General features: G+C 68.8%; 22 protein-coding genes and 1 pseudogene. 14 read left to right on the forward strand and 9 right to left on the reverse strand.

What is annotated here, in order from left to right; genetic code table 11:
* Together ACZ7L9_RS37315 and ACZ7L9_RS37320 are read left to right on the forward strand one after the other, a co-directional pair.
* A partial coding sequence (locus ACZ7L9_RS37315) for a hypothetical protein (RefSeq protein WP_471421966.1) occupies positions 1-213 on the forward strand: 213 nt, incomplete at its 5' end.
* Positions 210-788, forward strand: coding sequence for a signal peptidase I (locus tag ACZ7L9_RS37320; protein WP_471421967.1), 579 nt, complete (start codon positions 210-212; stop codon positions 786-788). The genes ACZ7L9_RS37315 and ACZ7L9_RS37320, both read left to right, overlap by 4 nt.
* Positions 789-1,056: 268 nt before the next feature.
* Here ACZ7L9_RS37320 and ACZ7L9_RS37325 read toward each other — a convergent pair whose 3' ends face one another.
* The 4 genes from ACZ7L9_RS37325 to ACZ7L9_RS37340 all read right to left on the reverse strand — a co-directional run bounded on the left by ACZ7L9_RS37325 (position 1,057) and on the right by ACZ7L9_RS37340 (position 3,448).
* Positions 1,057-1,704, reverse strand: a complete 648-nt coding sequence (locus ACZ7L9_RS37325; RefSeq protein ID WP_471421968.1) for a GNAT family N-acetyltransferase — start codon at positions 1,702-1,704, stop codon at positions 1,057-1,059.
* A gap of 72 nt (positions 1,705-1,776) precedes the next feature.
* Positions 1,777-2,148 carry an iron chaperone gene (locus ACZ7L9_RS37330; RefSeq protein WP_471421969.1) on the reverse strand — a complete coding sequence of 124 codons (372 nt, stop codon included), beginning with the start codon at positions 2,146-2,148 and terminating at the stop codon, positions 1,777-1,779.
* Between the two features lie 144 nt (positions 2,149-2,292).
* Positions 2,293-2,940 (reverse strand): hypothetical protein, encoded by a 648-nt coding sequence (locus ACZ7L9_RS37335; protein WP_471421970.1) that lies wholly within the window; start codon positions 2,938-2,940, stop codon positions 2,293-2,295.
* A 73-nt stretch (positions 2,941-3,013) separates the two neighbouring features.
* Positions 3,014-3,448, reverse strand: a complete 435-nt coding sequence (locus tag ACZ7L9_RS37340; RefSeq protein WP_471421971.1) for an ATP-binding protein — start codon at positions 3,446-3,448, stop codon at positions 3,014-3,016.
* A gap of 213 nt (positions 3,449-3,661) precedes the next feature.
* Between ACZ7L9_RS37340 and ACZ7L9_RS37345 the strand changes: the two genes are divergently transcribed.
* Both ACZ7L9_RS37345 and ACZ7L9_RS37350 read left to right on the forward strand, forming a co-directional pair.
* The gene (locus tag ACZ7L9_RS37345) at positions 3,662-4,513 is read left to right on the forward strand and encodes a Scr1 family TA system antitoxin-like transcriptional regulator (RefSeq protein ID WP_471421972.1); all 852 of its coding nucleotides are present in this window, start codon (positions 3,662-3,664) and stop codon (positions 4,511-4,513) included.
* Between the two features lie 11 nt (positions 4,514-4,524).
* Positions 4,525-4,716: a DUF397 domain-containing protein gene (locus tag ACZ7L9_RS37350; protein ID WP_471421973.1), complete on the forward strand. Its 192-nt coding sequence runs from the start codon at positions 4,525-4,527 to the stop codon at positions 4,714-4,716.
* A 57-nt stretch (positions 4,717-4,773) separates the two neighbouring features.
* On the opposite strand, the gene ACZ7L9_RS37355 is transcribed toward ACZ7L9_RS37350, so the two are convergent.
* Positions 4,774-5,190: a PIN domain-containing protein gene (locus tag ACZ7L9_RS37355; protein WP_471421974.1), complete on the reverse strand. Its 417-nt coding sequence runs from the start codon at positions 5,188-5,190 to the stop codon at positions 4,774-4,776.
* Entirely contained in the window at positions 5,190-5,432 is a 243-nt protein-coding gene (locus ACZ7L9_RS37360; protein WP_471421975.1) for a type II toxin-antitoxin system VapB family antitoxin, read from the reverse strand. Before ACZ7L9_RS37360 ends, ACZ7L9_RS37355 begins: the two co-directional genes overlap by 1 nt.
* Positions 5,433-5,672: 240 nt before the next feature.
* On the opposite strand from ACZ7L9_RS37360, the gene ACZ7L9_RS37365 reads away from it, so the two are divergent.
* Together ACZ7L9_RS37365 and ACZ7L9_RS37370 are read left to right on the forward strand one after the other, a co-directional pair.
* A complete protein-coding gene (locus tag ACZ7L9_RS37365) occupies positions 5,673-6,248 on the forward strand; it encodes a cysteine hydrolase family protein (protein ID WP_471421976.1) in 576 nt (191 codons plus the stop codon).
* A gap of 54 nt (positions 6,249-6,302) precedes the next feature.
* Positions 6,303-6,494 carry a DUF397 domain-containing protein gene (locus ACZ7L9_RS37370; RefSeq protein WP_471421977.1) on the forward strand — a complete coding sequence of 64 codons (192 nt, stop codon included), beginning with the start codon at positions 6,303-6,305 and terminating at the stop codon, positions 6,492-6,494.
* A 113-nt stretch (positions 6,495-6,607) separates the two neighbouring features.
* On the opposite strand, the pseudogene ACZ7L9_RS37375 reads toward ACZ7L9_RS37370, so the two are convergent.
* Positions 6,608-7,605 (reverse strand): annotated as a pseudogene (locus tag ACZ7L9_RS37375) (MarR family transcriptional regulator).
* 177 nt (positions 7,606-7,782) lie between these two features.
* On the reverse strand, positions 7,783-7,986 hold the full coding sequence (locus tag ACZ7L9_RS37380; RefSeq protein ID WP_471421986.1) for a hypothetical protein: 204 nt from the start codon (positions 7,984-7,986) through the stop codon (positions 7,783-7,785).
* A gap of 158 nt (positions 7,987-8,144) precedes the next feature.
* Between ACZ7L9_RS37380 and ACZ7L9_RS37385 the strand changes: the two genes are divergently transcribed.
* The 8 genes from ACZ7L9_RS37385 (at position 8,145) to ACZ7L9_RS37420 (ending at position 17,088) form a co-directional block, all read left to right on the forward strand.
* Complete coding sequence (locus ACZ7L9_RS37385; protein ID WP_471421978.1) at positions 8,145-8,771, forward strand: ribonuclease FAU-1 family protein; 627 nt, start codon at positions 8,145-8,147, stop codon at positions 8,769-8,771.
* A gap of 285 nt (positions 8,772-9,056) precedes the next feature.
* Entirely contained in the window at positions 9,057-9,365 is a 309-nt protein-coding gene (locus ACZ7L9_RS37390) for a hypothetical protein (protein WP_018101695.1), read from the forward strand.
* Positions 9,366-9,543: 178 nt separating this feature from the next.
* Positions 9,544-10,416: a DUF8175 domain-containg protein gene (locus tag ACZ7L9_RS37395; RefSeq protein ID WP_471421979.1), complete on the forward strand. Its 873-nt coding sequence runs from the start codon at positions 9,544-9,546 to the stop codon at positions 10,414-10,416.
* Entirely contained in the window at positions 10,406-11,764 is a 1,359-nt protein-coding gene (locus ACZ7L9_RS37400; RefSeq protein ID WP_471421980.1) for a hypothetical protein, read from the forward strand. The genes ACZ7L9_RS37395 and ACZ7L9_RS37400 overlap by 11 nt, the downstream gene beginning before the upstream one ends.
* Positions 11,761-13,311, forward strand: coding sequence for an SCO6880 family protein (locus tag ACZ7L9_RS37405; RefSeq protein ID WP_471421981.1), 1,551 nt, complete (start codon positions 11,761-11,763; stop codon positions 13,309-13,311). Before ACZ7L9_RS37400 ends, ACZ7L9_RS37405 begins: the two co-directional genes overlap by 4 nt.
* 49 nt (positions 13,312-13,360) lie before the next feature.
* Positions 13,361-14,779: an ATP-binding protein gene (locus tag ACZ7L9_RS37410; RefSeq protein ID WP_471421982.1), complete on the forward strand. Its 1,419-nt coding sequence runs from the start codon at positions 13,361-13,363 to the stop codon at positions 14,777-14,779.
* Position 14,780: 1 nt separating this feature from the next.
* Complete coding sequence (locus tag ACZ7L9_RS37415; RefSeq protein WP_471421983.1) at positions 14,781-16,370, forward strand: type IV secretory system conjugative DNA transfer family protein; 1,590 nt, start codon at positions 14,781-14,783, stop codon at positions 16,368-16,370.
* Positions 16,371-16,443: 73 nt separating this feature from the next.
* A complete protein-coding gene (locus tag ACZ7L9_RS37420) occupies positions 16,444-17,088 on the forward strand; it encodes a dihydrofolate reductase family protein (RefSeq protein WP_471421984.1) in 645 nt (214 codons plus the stop codon).
* Between the two features lie 160 nt (positions 17,089-17,248).
* On the opposite strand, the gene ACZ7L9_RS37425 is transcribed toward ACZ7L9_RS37420, so the two are convergent.
* Entirely contained in the window at positions 17,249-17,848 is a 600-nt protein-coding gene (locus tag ACZ7L9_RS37425; RefSeq protein ID WP_471421985.1) for a GNAT family N-acetyltransferase, read from the reverse strand.
* Positions 17,849-18,039: the final 191 nt, after the last annotated feature.

Genomic DNA, 18,039 nt, shown 5'->3' on the forward strand with positions numbered 1-18,039 from the left:
CACAAGATTGCGTTCGACGGCACCCTGGACACCTTCATCGCCCTGTACACCGACTTCCGCACCGGCGTGGGTCCCTGGACCCTGCCGGGCAAGCCACCCAACTCGCTGAGCTTCCGCTTCTCGTGGAAGTTCAGCCGGAGCGCACCCAACAGTTCGCAAAGCGTGGACACCAACGAGGCGTCCTTCACCTGGGAAGCGCGGGAACACGAGTGACTCTCCCAAGTGACCCAGCCGCCGGCGCGCTCCGCCAACCCACGGCCGAGGGCGCCCCGCACCCGATCCGCGTGGTCACCTCGGTCATCTCACGTACCGTGCTCGGCTCGATGGTTGGGCTGCTGGTGTGGGCGCAATTGCCCGTGGTGGCGCTGGGCTGGACAGCGGGCGTGGTGCAGTCCGGCTCCATGCGTCCTGCCCTCATGCCGGGCGATGTCGTTCTCTACCAGCCTCCACTGCGCGACCGCACACCGACGGTCGGCCAAATCGTGCTGGCCCAGGACCCCACCCGACCCAGCCATCTGCTCACCCATCGGGTCTACCAGGTACTTCCCAACAACGACCTGATCACCAAAGGTGACGCCAACTCCACCCCGGACTCCACCCCGGTACGACCCACGGCACTCCAAGGCGTAGCACGATTGCGCGTGCCCTGGATCGGGCTGCCGGCCCAGCTCTGGCGCGCCAAGCAACCCGTGCCCGAGGCGATCGTGCTGCTCGGACTTGCCATTCTGCTCACACTTGCCGCTCTGCCACTGCGCATGCGCAGCCGCAGCCGCAGCCAAGAGAAGTAGCCCCGGTGGCTTCCTGAACGACGCGTGACATCACGGAGGCTGTGACGAGCTTTGAGGCAGACCTGGTTGCGGCACGCACCAGCTGACATCCGTGTGCGGGGCGTTGCCTCGGGCTGCGGCCGATCTGCCATGCTGCGATGCGATGTCGAACGAGAGGTGGCCGGGCCCGTGATCGAGTACGTCGGTCGCGTCGAGGACGGTCTGCCTTCGCCGGATGGGCTGCTCCCTGCCCAGGCTGGGAGGCCCGGCTGATCTGTTCGCGCGGTGGTCAGCCCGCGAGGCCGTCCGGCTCCGGATCGGTGGCCAGCCGGGCGTGCAGGTGCTCGTCGTGGTAGGCGCCGTCGCCATAGCGGTAGGACTCGCGCAGCGTGCCCTCGGGAAGGTAGCCGCAGCGGTGGGCGACCCCGCAGGACGCCTCGTTTCCCACGGCATGGGCGATCTCAATCCGGCGGGCGTCGGCCGAACCGAAGGCCCAACTGGTGGCCGCGCGAGTCGCTCTCGTGGCCACGCTCCGTCCGCGGGCGGCCGGCAGTGTCCAGTAGCCGATCATCGCGAGGCCGTCCGCGCGGTCGACCCAGCGAAGGCCTACGGCGCCCAGTACGGCACCACCGGCCGCGTCCAGCACGGCGAAGGAAGCGGCGTCACCACGGTCCCAACCGCCCTCGCGCAACTCCAGCCACGCCATGGCCTCGGTGCGATCGGCTGCCGGGAGAGGGTTCCAGCGGGCTATCAACGGATCCGCGGCGGCGGCGACCAGGCCGTCCAGCATCGCCTCCAGCTCGACGGCCTCCCGTCCCCACGGGCGCAGCAGCACGTCCCCCAGGTCGAGCGTGGCCCGTATAAAGGTGCGTCGGTCGGCGCTGTTCTGCCCGGCGGTCGGCGGAACGGGGGCGGGAGCGGAGGCAGACGTGGTCATGCCCACTTCCTACCCGCCGACCTGGCCCACCGCCAACGAATATTTCGCCGGTTACGGCGTTGCCGAACCCGCTCAGCAGACCGCGCCCGGCCCCGCCGCCGTGACCGTCGCCCGGAGCAGATCCCGCACCAGCTCGTAGTCGATGGCCTCCGCCTTACGGAAGCGCAGGCAGCCCTTCCCCATGTCCTGTCCCGCCAGCCGCTCCGCGTAGGCCTCACGCACGTCGCTGCGCATCAGGTAGAAGGAGATGTACTGCTTCTGCGAGGCGAACGCGATCTCCGCAGTGCCGTCCCGCTCGTACACGGGCATCCCGTACGCCATGGCCTCGTCGAACCCGGCCAGCTCCGCCCGGCACAACTCCCGCAGTCTCGTCAGGGCGTCCCTGCGCTCCTCGGGCATCCCGGCCAGATACCCGTCCACATCCTTCGCCTCGCTCCGCACCATGCGACGAGGCTATGCCCGCCCCGTGCGTCTGTCGCCCCGGCCGGGCCCGGACGGGCGAAACGGCGCTCTGCCGCGCCCGCACCGCAGCGCCCCGCCCACCGGCCGACCGTCCTCGTCGTCCGTCCGCCCGCGCTGCGCGGTTGGTCACGCCGCTTCCCCCGGCCGCCGCCGCTGACGCGTGTTGCGTGCCCCGGGGAGCATGTCGACGGTTGCTTTCCGCTCGTCTGTCAGACGCTCCAGACCCCGGTCTATTTCGGGTGCGCGGTCGACGACTTCGAGGTCCTCGCGCAGAGCCTGGCGTAGCAGCCACACGCCGTCGGACAGGCCGTCGGAGAACCAGGTGCGCAGCACGTCCGCGACCGACTCCTCATAGGACTGGTTGAGCCGGACCAGGACCCGATAGGCGCTGCTGATGCCACGGTTGAGTTCGGCAGCCACGTCCATGGCACGCTCCGGCAGGATCAACTGGGCACGGGAGTAACGGTCTTTGTAGGTCTGCCGGGCTTCGTTGACCTCTGCCAGGTCGGGCGACGCCCCGGGCTCCTCCATGAGCGTGAGCAGGTGGTCGTAGGCGATGGACCGGAACAGCCGGGCCGCAGAGTTGAGATCGGCATAGGCCGTGCGTTTCTCCTCCGAGGCGGTCTGCGCGTGGGCGGCCGCACGCTCGGCCTCGCGCTCGTACAGCTGATATTCCAGCTCCAGCCGCTTGGACGCCATCGTGGAGCGCTGTGTGATCACCGCGGCTGCGAGCGTTCCCGCCACACCGATGCTGCCGATGAACGCAGTGGTCAAGTCGAACCCCACACAGCCTCCCCCACTCTGTGGTAAACCGGAAAGCCTGCCCGGCCCTGACCTCTCCCACCCCCTACCCCTTCGCCGCGCACTCCACCCAGAGCAGCTTGCCGCCCTGCCCCGGCAGCCCGCCGCGCATGGGGTACGCGCCCCAGCTCTCCGCGTAGAGGGTGACGAGGTACAGCCCGCGCCCCCGCTCGGCCAGCTCCGCCGGGGCCTCGGCGCTCCACCGGAACGGGGCGGGGATGTGCGGATTGGTGTCCCAGACGCTCAAGCGGACCCGACTGCGCCCGGCATCACGCAGGCGCAGGGAGTACGCGCCCGAGGAGTGCAGATACGCGTTGGTGACCAACTCGCTCGCCAACAGCTCGGCGATCTCCGTGAGTTCACGCATGCCATGCACGCGCAGGATGGTGCGAAGGGTGGCACGGGCCACACCGGGCGCGCGGGGATCCTGCGGAAGTTGGAGGGTGTACGTCCAGGGCGGCGATACCGTGGCACTGACCATGGAAGTCTCCGATCACGGAGGGAGGTTGGAAGATGCGCTTCGGGTTGCCCGGTGACGAGACCGCACTGTCGAGCGGGGTACTTCCGGGCGGGTGGCCTGAGTCAGAGATTAGGCTGCTGCAAGGATTGCTTGCATCAATTGACCGGAATCCTTGAGCTGAACCACTCGTGCGAGTGACAGCCCAACTCAGCGGATTTCAGGGGAGAGTTCGACATGGCAGTCAGGGCACCCTCCACCGCACGTCGCGCACGGCTCGGTGCCGAGCTGCGCAAGCTGCGGGAACGTGCCGGGATGACCACCACTCAGGCAGCCGACCTCCTGGGTACGAGCTCGGGGCAGCTCAGCAACATAGAGGTCGCGCGCTTCGGTGTGAGCGCCGACCGCGTACGGGTCGCGGCCCACACGTACTCCTGCACCGACAAAGCACTGATCGATGCACTCGTCGCCATGACGACTGACCGCAAGCGCGGCTGGTGGGAGGAGTACCGGGAGATCCTGCCACCGAAGCTGCTCGACCTGGCCGAGATCGAACACCATGGCAGCGGCCTGCACGCGGCGCACAGTATCCACATCCCCGGCCTGCTCCAGACCGTGGATCACGCCCGGGAGATCTACCGGCAGGCCGTTCCCGAGCTTCCTCCACCGGAGATCGAGCACCGCGTCTCCTACCGCATCAAACGGCAGGAAGTGCTTTACCGTACGAACCCCGCCCCATACCGGGCCGTCATTCACGAGGCTGCTCTGCGCATGACGTTCGGCAGTCCGAACATCGCCCGGGGACAGCTCCAGCACCTGCTCGAAATGAGCGAGCTGCCCCACGCGACCATCCGTGTGATCCCCTTCGATGCCACCCGCTATCCGGGCTCGGGGCAGTCCGTGTACTACGTACGCGGACCGGTTCCCGCACTCGATACAGCGCAGCTCGACCAGTCACACGGGCCCGTGTTCATCGACGCCGAGGCGCAGTTGGCCCAGTACCGTCTGCTGCTCGAACGACTCGACGACGCGGCCCTGGACATCGAGCGGTCACGAGAACTCATCCACAAGGTCGCCCAGAGCCTGTGAAGGGAACCACCATGTCCGCACTCACCTGGCAGAGGTCGTCCTACTGCGCGCAGGGCGAGGCCTGCGTACACGTAGCCGCGGCCCGGACCGGAGCAATAGAACTGACCGAGAGCGGCGACCCGGCCGGAGCGATACTCCACACCACCCCCACCGCCTGGGCAGCTCTCGTACGCGCCGTCAAGGCGGGCCTCCCCCAGGGCTGACAGCCCCGCCCCCCACCGTGCCGGCGCAGAGTCGAGTGCGGCGCCGAGAGCCCGGTGTCAGTCGGCGGTCCCTGGTGGCGCGACCCATTGGGCAGGCTGACCAGTGAGGGAAGCGATCATGTCGAAGTCGCCGTCGTAGTGCAGGATCGTCAACCGACTCGTTTCCGCGGCTGCGGCGATGAGTAGATCTGCCAACGAAAGGGCGCGGTGGAAGCCCGCGTTGAGCGCATGCCGCTGGACCTCAAGCGCCCGGGCGAAGACATGACCATCGCAGTGAACGTAGTCGAACGCACGGAGCCATGTGCTGATCCGGGTAGCTCCCGCGCTGCTCTGAGCCGAATGGACCATCTCGTACTCGGTGGGCTCACACACCACGAGGAGATAGCGCTCGTGAAGAGGTTTCAAGACCTCCTTCACGGTCGGCTTCGTCCAGCGGGCGAGCGCGGACTTGTCGACGAGGTATCGGTCCCGCATCAGGCAGCCCGGCCCCCGGAGCGCTTCAGGCTGCCGTCCGCGTTGCGGGGGCCGGTGCTGTCGACGATCTCGCTGAAGTCGAGTTCTCCGGAATCCATCGCATCGAAGAACTGCTGCCGCAGGTGGCGCTTCACAGCGTCCTCCATCGCCAGACGCACAGCCTTGGCCTTGGTCTTGGTGCCGAAGATGCGCATCGCCTCGGCGACCATCTCCTCGTCCAGGTCAATCACGGTACGCGCCACGACGCTCTCCTCACGACTCCCGGGCCACCTCTAAACGATATCACTATGCCCCGTGCAATGATATCGATTTTCTTGGAAGCTGTTTGTCATCCTCGGTTCTGGGTGGCTTGGAGCTCCTACTCTGTCGTGGTGTCCCTGGGCACTGTGGCGCGACGCTGATGAGGATCTCCGAAACCTCCACCGCGGCTCGGTAGATCCCCCAGACTTGCTCTTGTTTCCCAGTGACGAAGGGACGGCAAGATGGCGAACAGCGCACTCCTCGTGATGGACGTCCAACGGGACATCGTTGGCGTCGCCGACGACGGCTCCGGATACCTGCCACGCCTGCGCAGGGCGATCGACGGGGCCCGGGCGGCGAACATCCCCGTGATCTACGTGGTCATCGCGTTACGGCCCGGTTTTCCGGAAGTCGGCACGCGAAACAGGGCTCTCACCGCCATCGCGCAGGCCGGCTTGTACGTCGAGGGCGACCCAGGCACCGAGATCCACCCCGAGGTCGCGCCCCGGCCGGGCGACGTGATCGTCTCCAAGAGGCGGGCGAGCGCGTTCTCGGGCAGCGATCTCGACGTGGTGCTGAGGGCACGCGGTATCGACAGCCTCGTGCTCACCGGCATCGCCACCAGCGCTGTGGTGCTGTCCACCCTGTGCCAGGCGAACGACCTGGACTTCGGCCTCACCGTGCTCTCCGACGCCTGTCTGGACATCGACCCAGAGGTGCATCGGGTCCTCATCGAGCGACTGTTCCCGCAGTGGGCGGATGTCGTCACCGTCGACGACTGGCTCAGTGCGATCGCGCCCCGCCGCGCTGGACAGTGACGGCTCCAGGGACTTCATCCACAACATCGCCCGCGACCTGTGAAGGAACCCGAGATGTTCGCACGCACCTGGCAGAAGTCGTCCTACTGCGCCCAGGGCAACTCCTGCGTACACGTAGCCGCCCCAGCCCCTGGCGCCGTCTGCCTGACCGAGAGCGGCGACCCGACCGGAGCGATGCTCCACACCACCCCCACCGCCTGGGCAGCTCTCGTACGCGCCGTCAAGGCGGGCCTCCCCCAGGGCTGACAGCCCCACCCCCTCGCGAAGACGTGACACATCACCGGTCGACCGTCACGTCCGAACACAGGGGTCACCTCTGGGCCGGCCATCTCGACTCCGGGCAAAGGGCCGTCAGTCCATCAGTCCATCCTGAGCAGGTCGCGGAGGTTGCCGACGAGTGCGCGGATGTCGCGCTCGGCGGGCGGTTCGCCGGGCGCGGAGTCCGGGGCGGGCGTGCGGCAGGGGAGACAGAGGCCGTCGGGGAGCGCTTCGGGCCGGCCGGGTGCGCCGCATTCGATGCATTCCACCATGAGGCGGTGGACGGGGGTGCCGGGTGCGGACGGGGTCGGAGCGGCGGGCAGGCGGGGCGGGATCTTGTCGAGGAGCCGGCGCCTGACGAATCCGACGGGTGAGTCGACCCGGTCGGGGAGGCCGGAGGTGAGGGCGTGGGCGAGGTAGTCGGTGTTCACGCCACGTGCGAGCCATGCACCTGCCAGCTCTTCGAGCACCGCGCAGTCGGCGGCGGAGAGGGCCAGCCGCGGCTCGTCGCGGCCGAGTTGGGCCAGGACGAGGTACGCGGGCGAGTAGTGCTCCTGCACTGATTCCGGGTTTCGCTGCTGCGGTACGGCGAGGGCGGGGGCCGATTCGCGCGGGACCGCGGACGGGGCCGCGAACGGCGCCGGGGTCTCCGCCTCGGCCGACGACGCGATGACCACCGCCTCCGGTGCGGAGCCAATGTCCTCGGCGGTGAGGAAGGCGTCCCACCACTCGTTGTCGTGGGCGGTGCGGGACCAGAACGTACGCGTGACCCAGCGGACTTGTTCGCCTTCGCCCGCCAGGCACCGTACGTGCCGCAGATGACCGGCCCCCCCAAGGCCTTCAGCGCGCCGGCGACGGCCATCTGCCCGTACAGAGGAAGGTTCTTGGCCAGCGACTTGATGTCCATGGCCGCACCGTCGGGCAGACGGTCGACATACCCGGCGATATACCGCTCCCGCTCCGGCAGCAACGCGAAGTCGTCGCTGCGGGGCGGGCGCTGGTCCGGTGCGCATCGCTTCCCGTAACCGGGCTTGGCCTTCGCGTACGGGCGCGAGGATGCGGGCGCATGCAGGGCAGGGCTAAGGTTCTCGGTAGCCACGGGATCGCCTTTTCCGATCTTGGGGTGAGACCCCGGCCCGGTGCGCTAACACCGCGTCGGGGTCGATTCGTTGGGGCCACGAACGAGTGAACCAACCACTCCCGACGCTCGGCACCCGAGACCTGAGCTCCGAGCCCCGGCCGACGATCCGGCCCGGCCGTGGTGGCTGAACAGCATTCATCTGGCCGCTCTCACCCTGGCCGCGCCGGCGCTGGTGCCGTATCTGTAGTAGCCCGTGTTCACCACGCCCTCGTCGCCGAAGAATGTCGAGCTGCCGAGCGTGGCACCGGCGCAGATCACCGCCGCCGAGGCCGGAAGCGCTGCTCCTACGGCCGGCTCGTCCCGGCCGCCGGGGCCATGTTCCTGGCCGGAGGTCTCCACATCGCCTCGTACGATCCGTGGTCACCGCCCGTCTTGACGGTAACGACGGACATGGAGCCGGTGGGTGCGGGAACGGTCGTTCGTGGGAGTCCGGCCCGCGCTCCTGCTTCGCATACGGCCACGTGTCCGCCCGCCCCGATGCGGGCATGATCAACGGCATGAACGACGACCCGGGCCGGATACTCCGCTGGAACTTCTTCATCGGCGGACACCTCAGCGCCTCGGTGCCCGTACGCCTCGTCGAACGCACCGGGGCGGGCCAGCTGGTGTGGATGGAGACCGGCACGCCGATGTGGCGTACGAAGCTTCCGCGCGGCGCGCACCTGCGGGACATCGCCCCGCACGAGCGCCCGGCCGGCGGGTACCCCTTGGTCGCCGACCGGTGGCCGATGGGCAGCGCGCTCTTCTACCAGCCGACCGGCGCAGCGCACTCGGTGCTCTGGCTCTTCGGCCGCAGACAGAAGTTCCGTGGCTGGTACGTAAATCTGGAGCGCCGGGTCCATCACGGCGACGACATCGACATCACCGACCATGAACTCGACATCAATGTGGCGCCGGACCGGAGCTGGCGGTGGAAGGACGAGGAGTCCTTCGCCGAGAAGACCGGCGACCCGGCCTACTGGACAGCCGACGAAGCGTCAGCCATCCGGAGCGAGGGCGCATCGGTCGCACGGCTCGCCGAGGCTGGAACGTTTCCCTTCGACGGCACCTGGTGCGATTTCCGGCCGCCACCGACCTGGACGACGCCGCCCCGGCCACCCGTCCCACGCCAGTCCCTGCTCTGAGCAGGGACTGCGCTGACCAGGCCCTGCGCGAAGGTCTCGGCCAGGGTGGCGGAATGGCAGTCATTGCCCGGGGTCACCGCCCGTGATACACAGAGTAACCATACATATTCGGTCATACACCGATTCGAACCGCAGGTCAGGACGGTCGGACCGGTCAAATGTGCGAGATCAGGGTAAAGAGACCCGCCAAGACGTCGTACGAAGGCAGTTTCATCAGCGAAGATAGAGAGCGACCCATGTCGTGTGACAGGGGCAATGAACTACCCAACAGGGGCGGTGACTTACATGATCCTGGCAGCTGAAAAGGGCGACATCACCACCATCATCGGCGGAATCGCCCCGAACTGGGGCCCGTTCGGGACCTTGGGCAACGAGGCCCGCGTAATGATCGAGGTCGTGATGGCCATTGCCATCCTGCTCTGCCTCGGCATCGCGGTCTGGGGCGCGGCGAAGCAGCGCATCGGCGCGACGGCGCTGCGCGACACGTTCAGCGCGGAGCAGGGCAAGGGGCTGATCGTTGCCGGTCTGACCGGTGTGTTCATCATCGGATCACTGGGAACTCTGTTCACCATCGTCTACGGGATGGCCGTCTGACCGGCTGTCATCCCACGCCAGGGGCGGTCCCGCCCACCACCACACCATCCGTCCGTCGTGCCCACCGGCAGAGGTTGCGTCTCCTGATGTCGAGTCACCACACCACGCCCACGCGGCAACCCGCCCGGCTACCGTCGTACTACCTGCTTCAGGAAACGGTTGAGGGGACGTACGCGGCATGAGCCTCGGCGACGAGAACGGCTACGGCAGCGACTCGGGCCGTACGGACGATGGATACAGCACCATCGGCGGTACGCGCCAGACCCGTACCCGCCTCCCCGACGGCGAGGGCGGCGACGGCTACACCACCCCCCGCCGCCCCGCCCGCAACTCCCGCTCCCTCGTCACGGTGGTCGGCGTGGTCGTCCTCCTGATCGCGGCTATCGCGTTCGCGAACATGGGCGGAGGGGGCGGAAACGGCAGCGGCGGCGGCTCTGGAAGCGCGGGGAGCAAGCCGGACTCGTCGTCCACGGCGGCCACGGGGACGAAGCCGGTGACGGGGAAGAACGGTTCGATTCCGTCGGGGTTCGCCCATGACGAGCAGGGGGCGCAGAGCGCGGCGTCCAACTTCGCGGTGGCGCTGGGCTCTGCCGGGATGTTCAACGCGGAATCACGCAGGAGCATCGTTCAGGCCACGCACGACCCGGCTGTCGTGGAAGGCCTTCTGGCAGCCATGGCGAAGGCCTACTCGCCGGGATTCCTCGAGAACGTCGGCCTCAACGAGGACGGCTCCGCTCCCAGTGGCCTGACCTTCGTTTCGCGGACCGTCCCAGTCGGCACGAAGGTGGTCAAACAGAGCGGCGACACAGCCACCGTTGAGGTCTGGTGCACGGGCCTCGTCGGGTTGGCCGGGCAGGGTTCCACCAAGCCTGTCGCATCGACGTGGTTCACCATCTCGGAAAAGCTCAAGTGGGTCGGCGGCGACTGGAGGATCGAGTCGTCGAGCCAGACGGAAGGCCCCACACCCGTCAACGGCGACAACAGGGCATCTACGGCGGACGAGATCGCTGGTGCGGTTGAGGAATACGGAGGCTTCACCTATGCACGATAGCCACCGCCCACGTACGCGCTCCCTCGTAACGGTTCTGAGCAGCCTGCCGGCCACGGTGGTCCTGCTGGCTTCGCAAGCCGCTGCGGCCCCCTCTCCGTCACCCACGCCATCTCCCAGCAAGACCGACAACGCCTGCGACCTCATCGTCGGGATGGCAAAGGACCTCTGCGAAAGAGGCGACGCAGGCTCCCACAAATCCAGCCCCTCCTCCACCCTCGACAACTCCCAGGACCCCCTCTCCTCCCTCGCCCGCGGCTGCGCCGACGCCGCCGCATGGATCATCGGCAAGCTCAGCGAGGCCGTGAAGCAGACCGCGAACGTCGACTTCACCAACGAGACCTTCCGCAACCAGTACGCGATCGTCTTCGCCGCGTCCGCCATCCTCACCCTCGTCCTGTGGCTGTTCGCCGTCGCCAAGCGCGCCATCCGTGGTGTCCCGTTCACCACCGCGATCTCCGAAGCCGTCGGATTCCTGTGGCTGGCTGTCATCGCCTCAGCCTTCACCCCGCTCGTCCTCTACGTGGTCGTATCAGCCACCGACGGCGTCAGTGACGTGATCGCCTCGGCCACCGGAAACAAGGCCGACCTCTTCTTCGGATCGTTCGCCGAAGCGCTCAAGGACGGCAAAGACATCGGCGGCGGGCCGATCATGCTGATCATCGTCTCGCTGGTGTCCACCCTCGCCGCGGGCGTCCTCTACCTGGAGCTCGTCATCCGGGCAGCCCTGCTCTACGTCGGCGCCCTCCTCGGCACCGTCGTCTACGCGGGCCTCGTCGACAAGAACATGTGGGGCCACGTCCGCCGCTGGGCAGGCATCATGATCGCGGTGATCATGGTGAAGCCGATCATCGTCATCGTGCTCGGACTGGCCGGTGCCCTCTCCACCGACGGCGGGCCCAACGCGTTCTCCTCCGTCGTCTCCGGCCTCGCCATCATCATCCTCGCGATCTTCGCCTCCGCGATGATCTACCGCTTCGTCCCCGGCTTCGGCGACGAGATCCAGGGCGCCCGCACCAACCGCAAGCAGGCCACCGACGGCTCCCAGGCCGCCGCGTTGGTCAGTTCCCCCGCTGCTCTCGTCTCCCAGGGCATCAAGACCCACAGCAGCCGCAGCGGCCAGAACGCCGGCGACAGCGGCAGCGGCGGCGGCCGGCCCGCCAATCCGGTCAGCGGCGGTATCGCCGCGCACAGCTCCCGCAACTCGGGCAGCGGCGGCGGATCCCCCGCCGCACCCCCGCCCCGCAGCGGCTCGGGCCCGACCTCCGGCACCCCGCACGGCAGCCGCTCCCCCCGAGGTGGCGGATCAGGCAGTTCAGGTAACAACAGCACTGGAGGTGGAGGGCGTTGACGACTCCGTCCCACACGATCACGCCCCGCCGTACGTATCTCATCGGCCGCGCCCGGCCGAACGCGATCGTCGGCAAGAACCGCGAGACCGGCGAGATCGCACTGATCATCGCCGGAGCGTTCCTCGGCATGATGAGCGGACTGGCCGTCCCCTACCTGGGCCCGCGAATCGTGCTGCTCGTGGGCTTCCCCCTCCTCGCCCTGGCGATCGTGTACGTCCCGTACAAGCACCGCACCTTCTACAAATGGTTCGAAATCAACCGCAGCTACAAGCGCACCCTGCGCCGCGGTACGACCTACCGCTCCGCCGCCATGGAAGCGGGCGTCGGCGCCGACGGGCGTGAGGTCGAGATCGGGCCGCCCCCCGGCATCGGCCGGATCAACTGGCTCGCCGCCCCCTTCGGCCCGGACGAGATCGCCGTGCTCCTGCACGCCGACCGCCGCACCGTCACCGCCGCGATCGAGATCGAGGGCCCCGGCGTCGGGCTGCGCGACAGCGAGGACCAGGAAGCGCTCGTCGACCGGTTCGGCACGCTGCTGAAGCACGTCGCCAACGGGGACGGCTTCGTCACCCGCATCCAGATGCTGGCCCGCACCCTCCCCGCCGACCCCGACGCCCACGCCAAGGATGTCGCCCAGCGCGGCGACAGGACGTCCCCGGGCTGGCTGCAGGAGTCGTACGACCAGCTCCAGTCCATGGTCTCCACCTCCAGCGAGCAGCACCGCGCCTACCTCGTCGCCTGCATGCACTACACCCGCGAGCTGGCCGCCGAGGCCAACGCCATGGCGCGCGCCGCCCGCCCCCAGGCCGGCCGCAAGCTCGACCGGGACGCGGGCCTCGCCGTCGTCATGGCGCGCGAACTCACCGACATCTGCGCCCGCCTCGCCGAGGCGGACATCCGGGTGCGCCAGCCGCTCGGCCAGAGCCGGCTCGCCTCTCTCGTGCACTCCATGTACGACCCCGACCACCCCATCGACCACATCCAGGCCATGACGAAGCGCAACGCCTGGCCGGCCGAACTGGACGCGGTCGAGCCGACGTTCCTCCAGGCCAAGACCCGCGAGTCGGCGACCCGTGCGCCCTGGTGCCACTCCACGGCCTGGGTGAAGGAATGGCCGATGACACCCGTCGGCGTGAACTTCCTGGCCCCGCTCCTCGTCCACACGCCCGATGTGATCCGTACGGTCGCGGTCTGCATGGACCTCGAACCCACCGAGATCGCCATCGAGCGAATGCTGACCGAGAAGACGAACGACGAGGCGGAAGCCAGCCGCCAGGCCAAGATGAACCGCACCGTCGACCCGCGCGACATCGCCGCCCACGGCCGTCTCGACCAGCGGGGTGAAGATCTCGCGAGCGGCGCGGCCGGAGTGAATCTGGTGGGGTACATCACCGTGTCCTCGCGTTCGCCCGAGTCCCTCGCCCGCGACAAGCGGACGATCCGGGCCTCGGCCGGCAAGTCGTATCTCAAGCTGGAGTGGTGCGACCGCGAGCACCACCGCGCCTTCGTGAACACCCTGCCGTTCGCCACCGGCATCCGTCGCTGACCACACTCGGCAGACAACCGAGAGAATCGAGAGGGAGGTCGGTCACGCCATGCGAGATCCGCTGTCCGCGCTGTCGGACGCCTTCACCGCCTTCCTCTTCGGGAAGGTGGAGACGACGAGGCTGCCCGTCCGTACGTCGACCGGACAGGCCCAGGCCGTCTACCTGCCCACCGCGGCCCCCGGCCTCGGCGACTCCGGCGTGATCATCGGCCGCGAGGTGTACTCCGGCAAGGGCTACATCTACGACCCCTTCCAGCTCTACGGACAGCAGCTGCCCGCCCCGCACTGGCTGGTGCTCGGCGAGTCCGGCAACGGCAAGTCCGCGCTGGAGAAGACGTACGTGCTCCGCCAGCTCCGCTTCCGCGACCGCCAGGTCGTCGTCCTGGACGCCCAGGGCGAGGACGGCGTCGGCGAGTGGAACCTCATCGCCCAGGAACTCGGCCTCACCCCGATCCGCCTCGACCCGACCGCCGCGCTCAACGGCGGCATCCGGCTCAACCCGCTCGACCCCGCGATCACCACGACCGGCCAGCTCGCCCTGCTCCGTACGATCATCGAAGTCGCGATGGGACACGGCCTGGACGAACGGTCCGGCTTCGCGCTGAAGGTCGCCCACGCGTACGTCAACGAGACGATCACCGACCGGCAGCCGGTCCTCACCGACATCGTCGACCAGCTGCGCCACCCCGAGCCCGAGTCCGCCGAGGCGATGAACGTCGACATAGACGACGTGCGGGCCTGGGGCCTGGATGTCGCCCTCGTCCTGGACCGACTGGTCGACGGTGACCTGCGCGGCATGTTCGACGGACCGACGAGCTTCGGCATCGACCTCGACGCGCCGCTGATCGTCTTCGACCTCTCGCACATCGACCGGAACTCGATCGCGATGCCGATCCTGATGGCGATCGTCGGCGTCTGGCTGGAGCACACCTGGATCAGGCCCGACCGGAAGAAACGCATCTTCCTGGTCGAAGAGGCCTGGCACATCATCAACTCGCCCTTCGTGGCCCAGCTCTTCCAGCGTCTGCTGAAGTTCGGGCGACGACTGGGGCTGTCGTTCGTGGCCGTCGTCCACCACCTCAGCGACGTCGTCGACGGGGCGGCGGCCCGCGAGGCCGCGGCGATCCTCAAGATGGCCTCGACCCGCACGATCTACGCCCAGAAGGCCGACGAGGCCAGAGCCACGGGACGCGTGCTCGGCCTCCCCAGATGGGCGGTCGAGATCATCCCGACCCTCACCCCCGGCATCGCGGTCTGGGACGTCAACGGCAACGTCCAGGTGGTCAAACACCTGATCACCGAGGCGGAACGCCCCCTGGTCTTCACCGACCGCGCGATGACCGAGTCCTCCGCGGCCGAACACCTCCCGGAGGACGTACGCGCCGCCGACCTGGAGGCGGAACAGCGCGCGGCACGGATCGAGCACCAGCAACGACTGAACGAGTCGTCCGAGTCAACGGTGGCATGACATGGCAGGGCGCGGTGAGGAACGTACCGGCAAAGGCGGCGGAGGCATCCCGGACGGTCTGCTGATCGGCCTGCTTGCCTTCCTGCTCGGGCTCACACTCCTGGCGTGGACGGCCACCGGCCTGGCCGGACTGTTCGCGCACGGCGCCTGGCCGGAGGGGGTCACGCTCACCGAGACCCCGCTGGCGATGCGTCAGCTCGTCACCACACCGCACGACCTGTCGGCCGCCTGGCCGCAGACCCCGGCGGACGAGCTCTCCGGGTACGGGCTGTTCTGGGGCCTGTTCATAGGCGAACTGATGATACTGATGGTGCTGACGGTGTTCGTGCTGGGCGTGGTCGCCCGCTGGCGGGCGGTACGCGCGCGGCGGCGCAGCGAACGGTACGGGGACGAGGACAGGTACGGAGACGAGGACGTCTCGCCCGTACGTTCCCAGCACCACAAGCCCCGGCTCGAGGCCCACCCCCCACCGCAGCGGCAGCCACAACCAACCCTGGAGCCACACCCGCACCCGGAACCCGTCGCTCCGGCGTCCACGGCTCCGGAGCCCCCTGCCCCGGAGCCCACCCCACCCCCCGTTCCTGCCCCCGTCGAGCACACCGCATCCGCAACCACCCTCCTGCCCACTCTCTCCACGCTCCCGCCCCCCCGTACCCCCCTCGTCGTCTACGGACCGGCCGCCACCCGCCGCCCCACCGTCGTCCAGGCGATCCAGGAGGCCGACGGGCCCGCGCTCGTCGTCACCTCCGACCCCACCGTCTGGGCCGAGACGAAGGACGCCCGCGCCAAGCTCGGCCCGGTCCTCGTCTACGACCCGGGCCACCTCTGCGACACCCCGGCCCGCCTCCACTGGTCCCCCACAGCCGGCTGCGAGCAGCCCGACACGGCCGCCGCCCGCGCCACCGCACTCCTCGCCCCGGTCCGGCCCCAGGCCCGTATCGACGCGGCGACGGCCGACACCGCGGAAACGCTCCTGAAGTGCTGGCTGCACGCCGCGGCCATCGACGGCAGGCCCTTCCGCCAGGTCCACCGCTGGGCCATCGGCGGCAGCGCCCACGAACCGGTGCGCCTGCTCCGTACCCACCCCAAGGCGGCCTCCGGACTCGCCGGTCTGCTGGAGTCCGCGCTCACCGCCTACCCCGAACGCCGGGAGTTGGCACAGGAGTTGCCGGTACGGGCCTTCGCCGCGCTCTCCTCGGTCCACATCCGCGAGGCCTGCACACCCAACCGGGCCGATTCGCTCGCGCTGGAATCTTTCGCGCGTGAGGGGGGCACCCTTTATGTGGTGGGCGAACCGATCGAGGATCCCCGCTCGGGCCCCGGAGCAATGCCCCTGCTCACGGCACTCGCATCGCACGTGGTCGAGCACGGCCGCCGCATGGCCGCACGGTCAACCGACGGTCGGCTCGACCCACCAATGGCGCTCGTACTCGACGACGTCGCCGCGGTGGCGCCGCTGCCCCGGCTCCCCGAGCTGCTGTCGACCTGCCAGGCCCAGGGCCTGCCGACGCTGGCCCTCCTCCGCTCCCAGGAACAGGCCCGCGCCCGCTGGTCCCAGGGCCTCACCGAATCAGGTAGCCCCAGCTACTGACCGGCCATGGCCGCGGCGATGAGTTTGCCCGGCCCGGGCAGTCTCACCGTTGTCGACGATGCAGGAGGAATGCATGACTCAGCTGTTGAGGGTCCAGAACTTCAACGTCTCGCGTGACGGATTCGGTGCCGGTGAGCACCAGAGCCTCGAGAGACCGTTCGGCGACGCCGACCCCGGGGACCTGTTCGCCTGGGCCGGCGCCACGGCGAGCTGGCCCATGCGCACCGACCCCGGGGGAAGCCGCGGCCTCGACGACTACTTCACGCGAGATTTCGCACGCAACATCGGCGCCGAGATCATGGGCCGCAACAAGTTCGGTCCCCAGCGCGGGCCCTGGCACGACCATGACTGGCGCGGCTGGTGGGGTGCCGAGCCCCCGTTTCACACCCCGGTGTTCGTCATGACCCACCACAAGCGTCCTTCGTTCACGCTCTCCGACACCACGTTCCACTTCGTCGACGGCGACCCGGCCACGGTCCTCGAGCAGGCGCGGGAGGCGGCGCGGGGCAAGGACGTCCGACTCGGCGGCGGAGTCACCACCATCCGGCAGTTCCTCGACGCCGATCTCGTCGACACCATGCACGTGGCGGTCTCGCCGGTGAAGCTCGGATCGGGGGTACGACTCTGGGAGTCACCCGATGAGCTGCTTGACCGGTTCCACCTCGAGGTCGTGCCCAGCCCGAGCGGCGTGACGCACCACCTGTTCTGGCGAAGGTGACACGAGGGCCCACTCGCGGATGTCAGCGCGGTGGATGCGGGCGTTTCAGTAGATGAGTGCGTAGGTGCGGACGACTGCTACCGATACAGGTCTCGGTAGCAGTCGTCCGCCGGCCCCACGAACGCGACCAGCAACCCGGCGAACCTGCCCGGTCAAACCACTAGCCACGCGTGCCACGGGTGCCAGGCGCACCACGCCCCCGCACCGCCCGACCCACCGCGTACTCGAGTTCCCGAGCTGACGGGTCGCTCGGCATCGGAACCGACTGCCCGGTAGCCACGAACCCGATCCGTCGATAGAGCGCCGCAGCCCGCGCATTGTCCTCGTGCACATACAGCCGCACCCGTTCGATCCGCGGCTCCGTCAGCGACCACGCCCAGTCCATCCCGGCCCGGAACAGCTCTTCGGCCAGGCCCATGCCCCGCGCCTCGGGCCGCACGAACACGCCGACCACATGCGCCTGGCAAACGCCGGCCCCCTCCCCGAACCGCACGTCCGCGTCCGGCCGCTCGATCAGCACGGTGACGCTGCCGTCCCACCGGCCGTCGGGCGCGACGGCGACGAACTGCCGCACTTCACCGCTGCCGGCCTCGGACCCGCCGAGCGCCCGATCCTGCCAGAACACGTCGGGCTGGGCCGCAGCCCGCTCGTAAGTCTCCAGAAACGCCACCGGCGCCACCGGGTCCCGCAGAGCGTCCAGCCGCAACTCCTGGACCAGTGCCCATTCATCGGCGCGTACGACTCGTATCACATGTTCCATCCGCCGATCCTGCCCCGCCCGCCCGACCTGCGCAAACAACTTTCACGGCCCACCACAGCCGGAGCTCCGTAGGCCGCCTGACAGCAAAGAGGGGTAAACGCAGAAAAGCCCCGTGCCACAAGGGCACGGGGCTTTCCCGTAAAAGGAGTTCGGCGGCGTCCTACTCTCCCACAGGGTCCCCCCTGCAGTAC

It is taken from the genome of Streptomyces sp. NPDC111516 (genome assembly GCF_055635345.1).

Coding starts and splice junctions, on each gene's coding strand:
- ACZ7L9_RS37325 (WP_471421968.1), bottom strand. CDS start 1,704: ATGACCACGTCTGCCTCCGCTCCCGCCCCCGTTCCGCCGACCGCCGGG.
- ACZ7L9_RS37330 (WP_471421969.1), bottom strand. CDS start 2,148: ATGGTGCGGAGCGAGGCGAAGGATGTGGACGGGTATCTGGCCGGGATG.
- ACZ7L9_RS37340 (WP_471421971.1), bottom strand. CDS start 3,448: ATGGTCAGTGCCACGGTATCGCCGCCCTGGACGTACACCCTCCAACTT.
- ACZ7L9_RS37345 (WP_471421972.1), top strand. CDS start 3,662: ATGGCAGTCAGGGCACCCTCCACCGCACGTCGCGCACGGCTCGGTGCC.
- ACZ7L9_RS37350 (WP_471421973.1), top strand. CDS start 4,525: ATGTCCGCACTCACCTGGCAGAGGTCGTCCTACTGCGCGCAGGGCGAG.
- ACZ7L9_RS37355 (WP_471421974.1), bottom strand. CDS start 5,190: ATGCGGGACCGATACCTCGTCGACAAGTCCGCGCTCGCCCGCTGGACG.
- ACZ7L9_RS37365 (WP_471421976.1), top strand. CDS start 5,673: ATGGCGAACAGCGCACTCCTCGTGATGGACGTCCAACGGGACATCGTT.
- ACZ7L9_RS37370 (WP_471421977.1), top strand. CDS start 6,303: ATGTTCGCACGCACCTGGCAGAAGTCGTCCTACTGCGCCCAGGGCAAC.
- ACZ7L9_RS37385 (WP_471421978.1), top strand. CDS start 8,145: ATGAACGACGACCCGGGCCGGATACTCCGCTGGAACTTCTTCATCGGC.
- ACZ7L9_RS37390 (WP_018101695.1), top strand. CDS start 9,057: ATGATCCTGGCAGCTGAAAAGGGCGACATCACCACCATCATCGGCGGA.
- ACZ7L9_RS37395 (WP_471421979.1), top strand. CDS start 9,544: ATGAGCCTCGGCGACGAGAACGGCTACGGCAGCGACTCGGGCCGTACG.
- ACZ7L9_RS37400 (WP_471421980.1), top strand. CDS start 10,406: ATGCACGATAGCCACCGCCCACGTACGCGCTCCCTCGTAACGGTTCTG.
- ACZ7L9_RS37410 (WP_471421982.1), top strand. CDS start 13,361: ATGCGAGATCCGCTGTCCGCGCTGTCGGACGCCTTCACCGCCTTCCTC.
- ACZ7L9_RS37415 (WP_471421983.1), top strand. CDS start 14,781: ATGGCAGGGCGCGGTGAGGAACGTACCGGCAAAGGCGGCGGAGGCATC.
- ACZ7L9_RS37420 (WP_471421984.1), top strand. CDS start 16,444: ATGACTCAGCTGTTGAGGGTCCAGAACTTCAACGTCTCGCGTGACGGA.
- ACZ7L9_RS37425 (WP_471421985.1), bottom strand. CDS start 17,848: ATGGAACATGTGATACGAGTCGTACGCGCCGATGAATGGGCACTGGTC.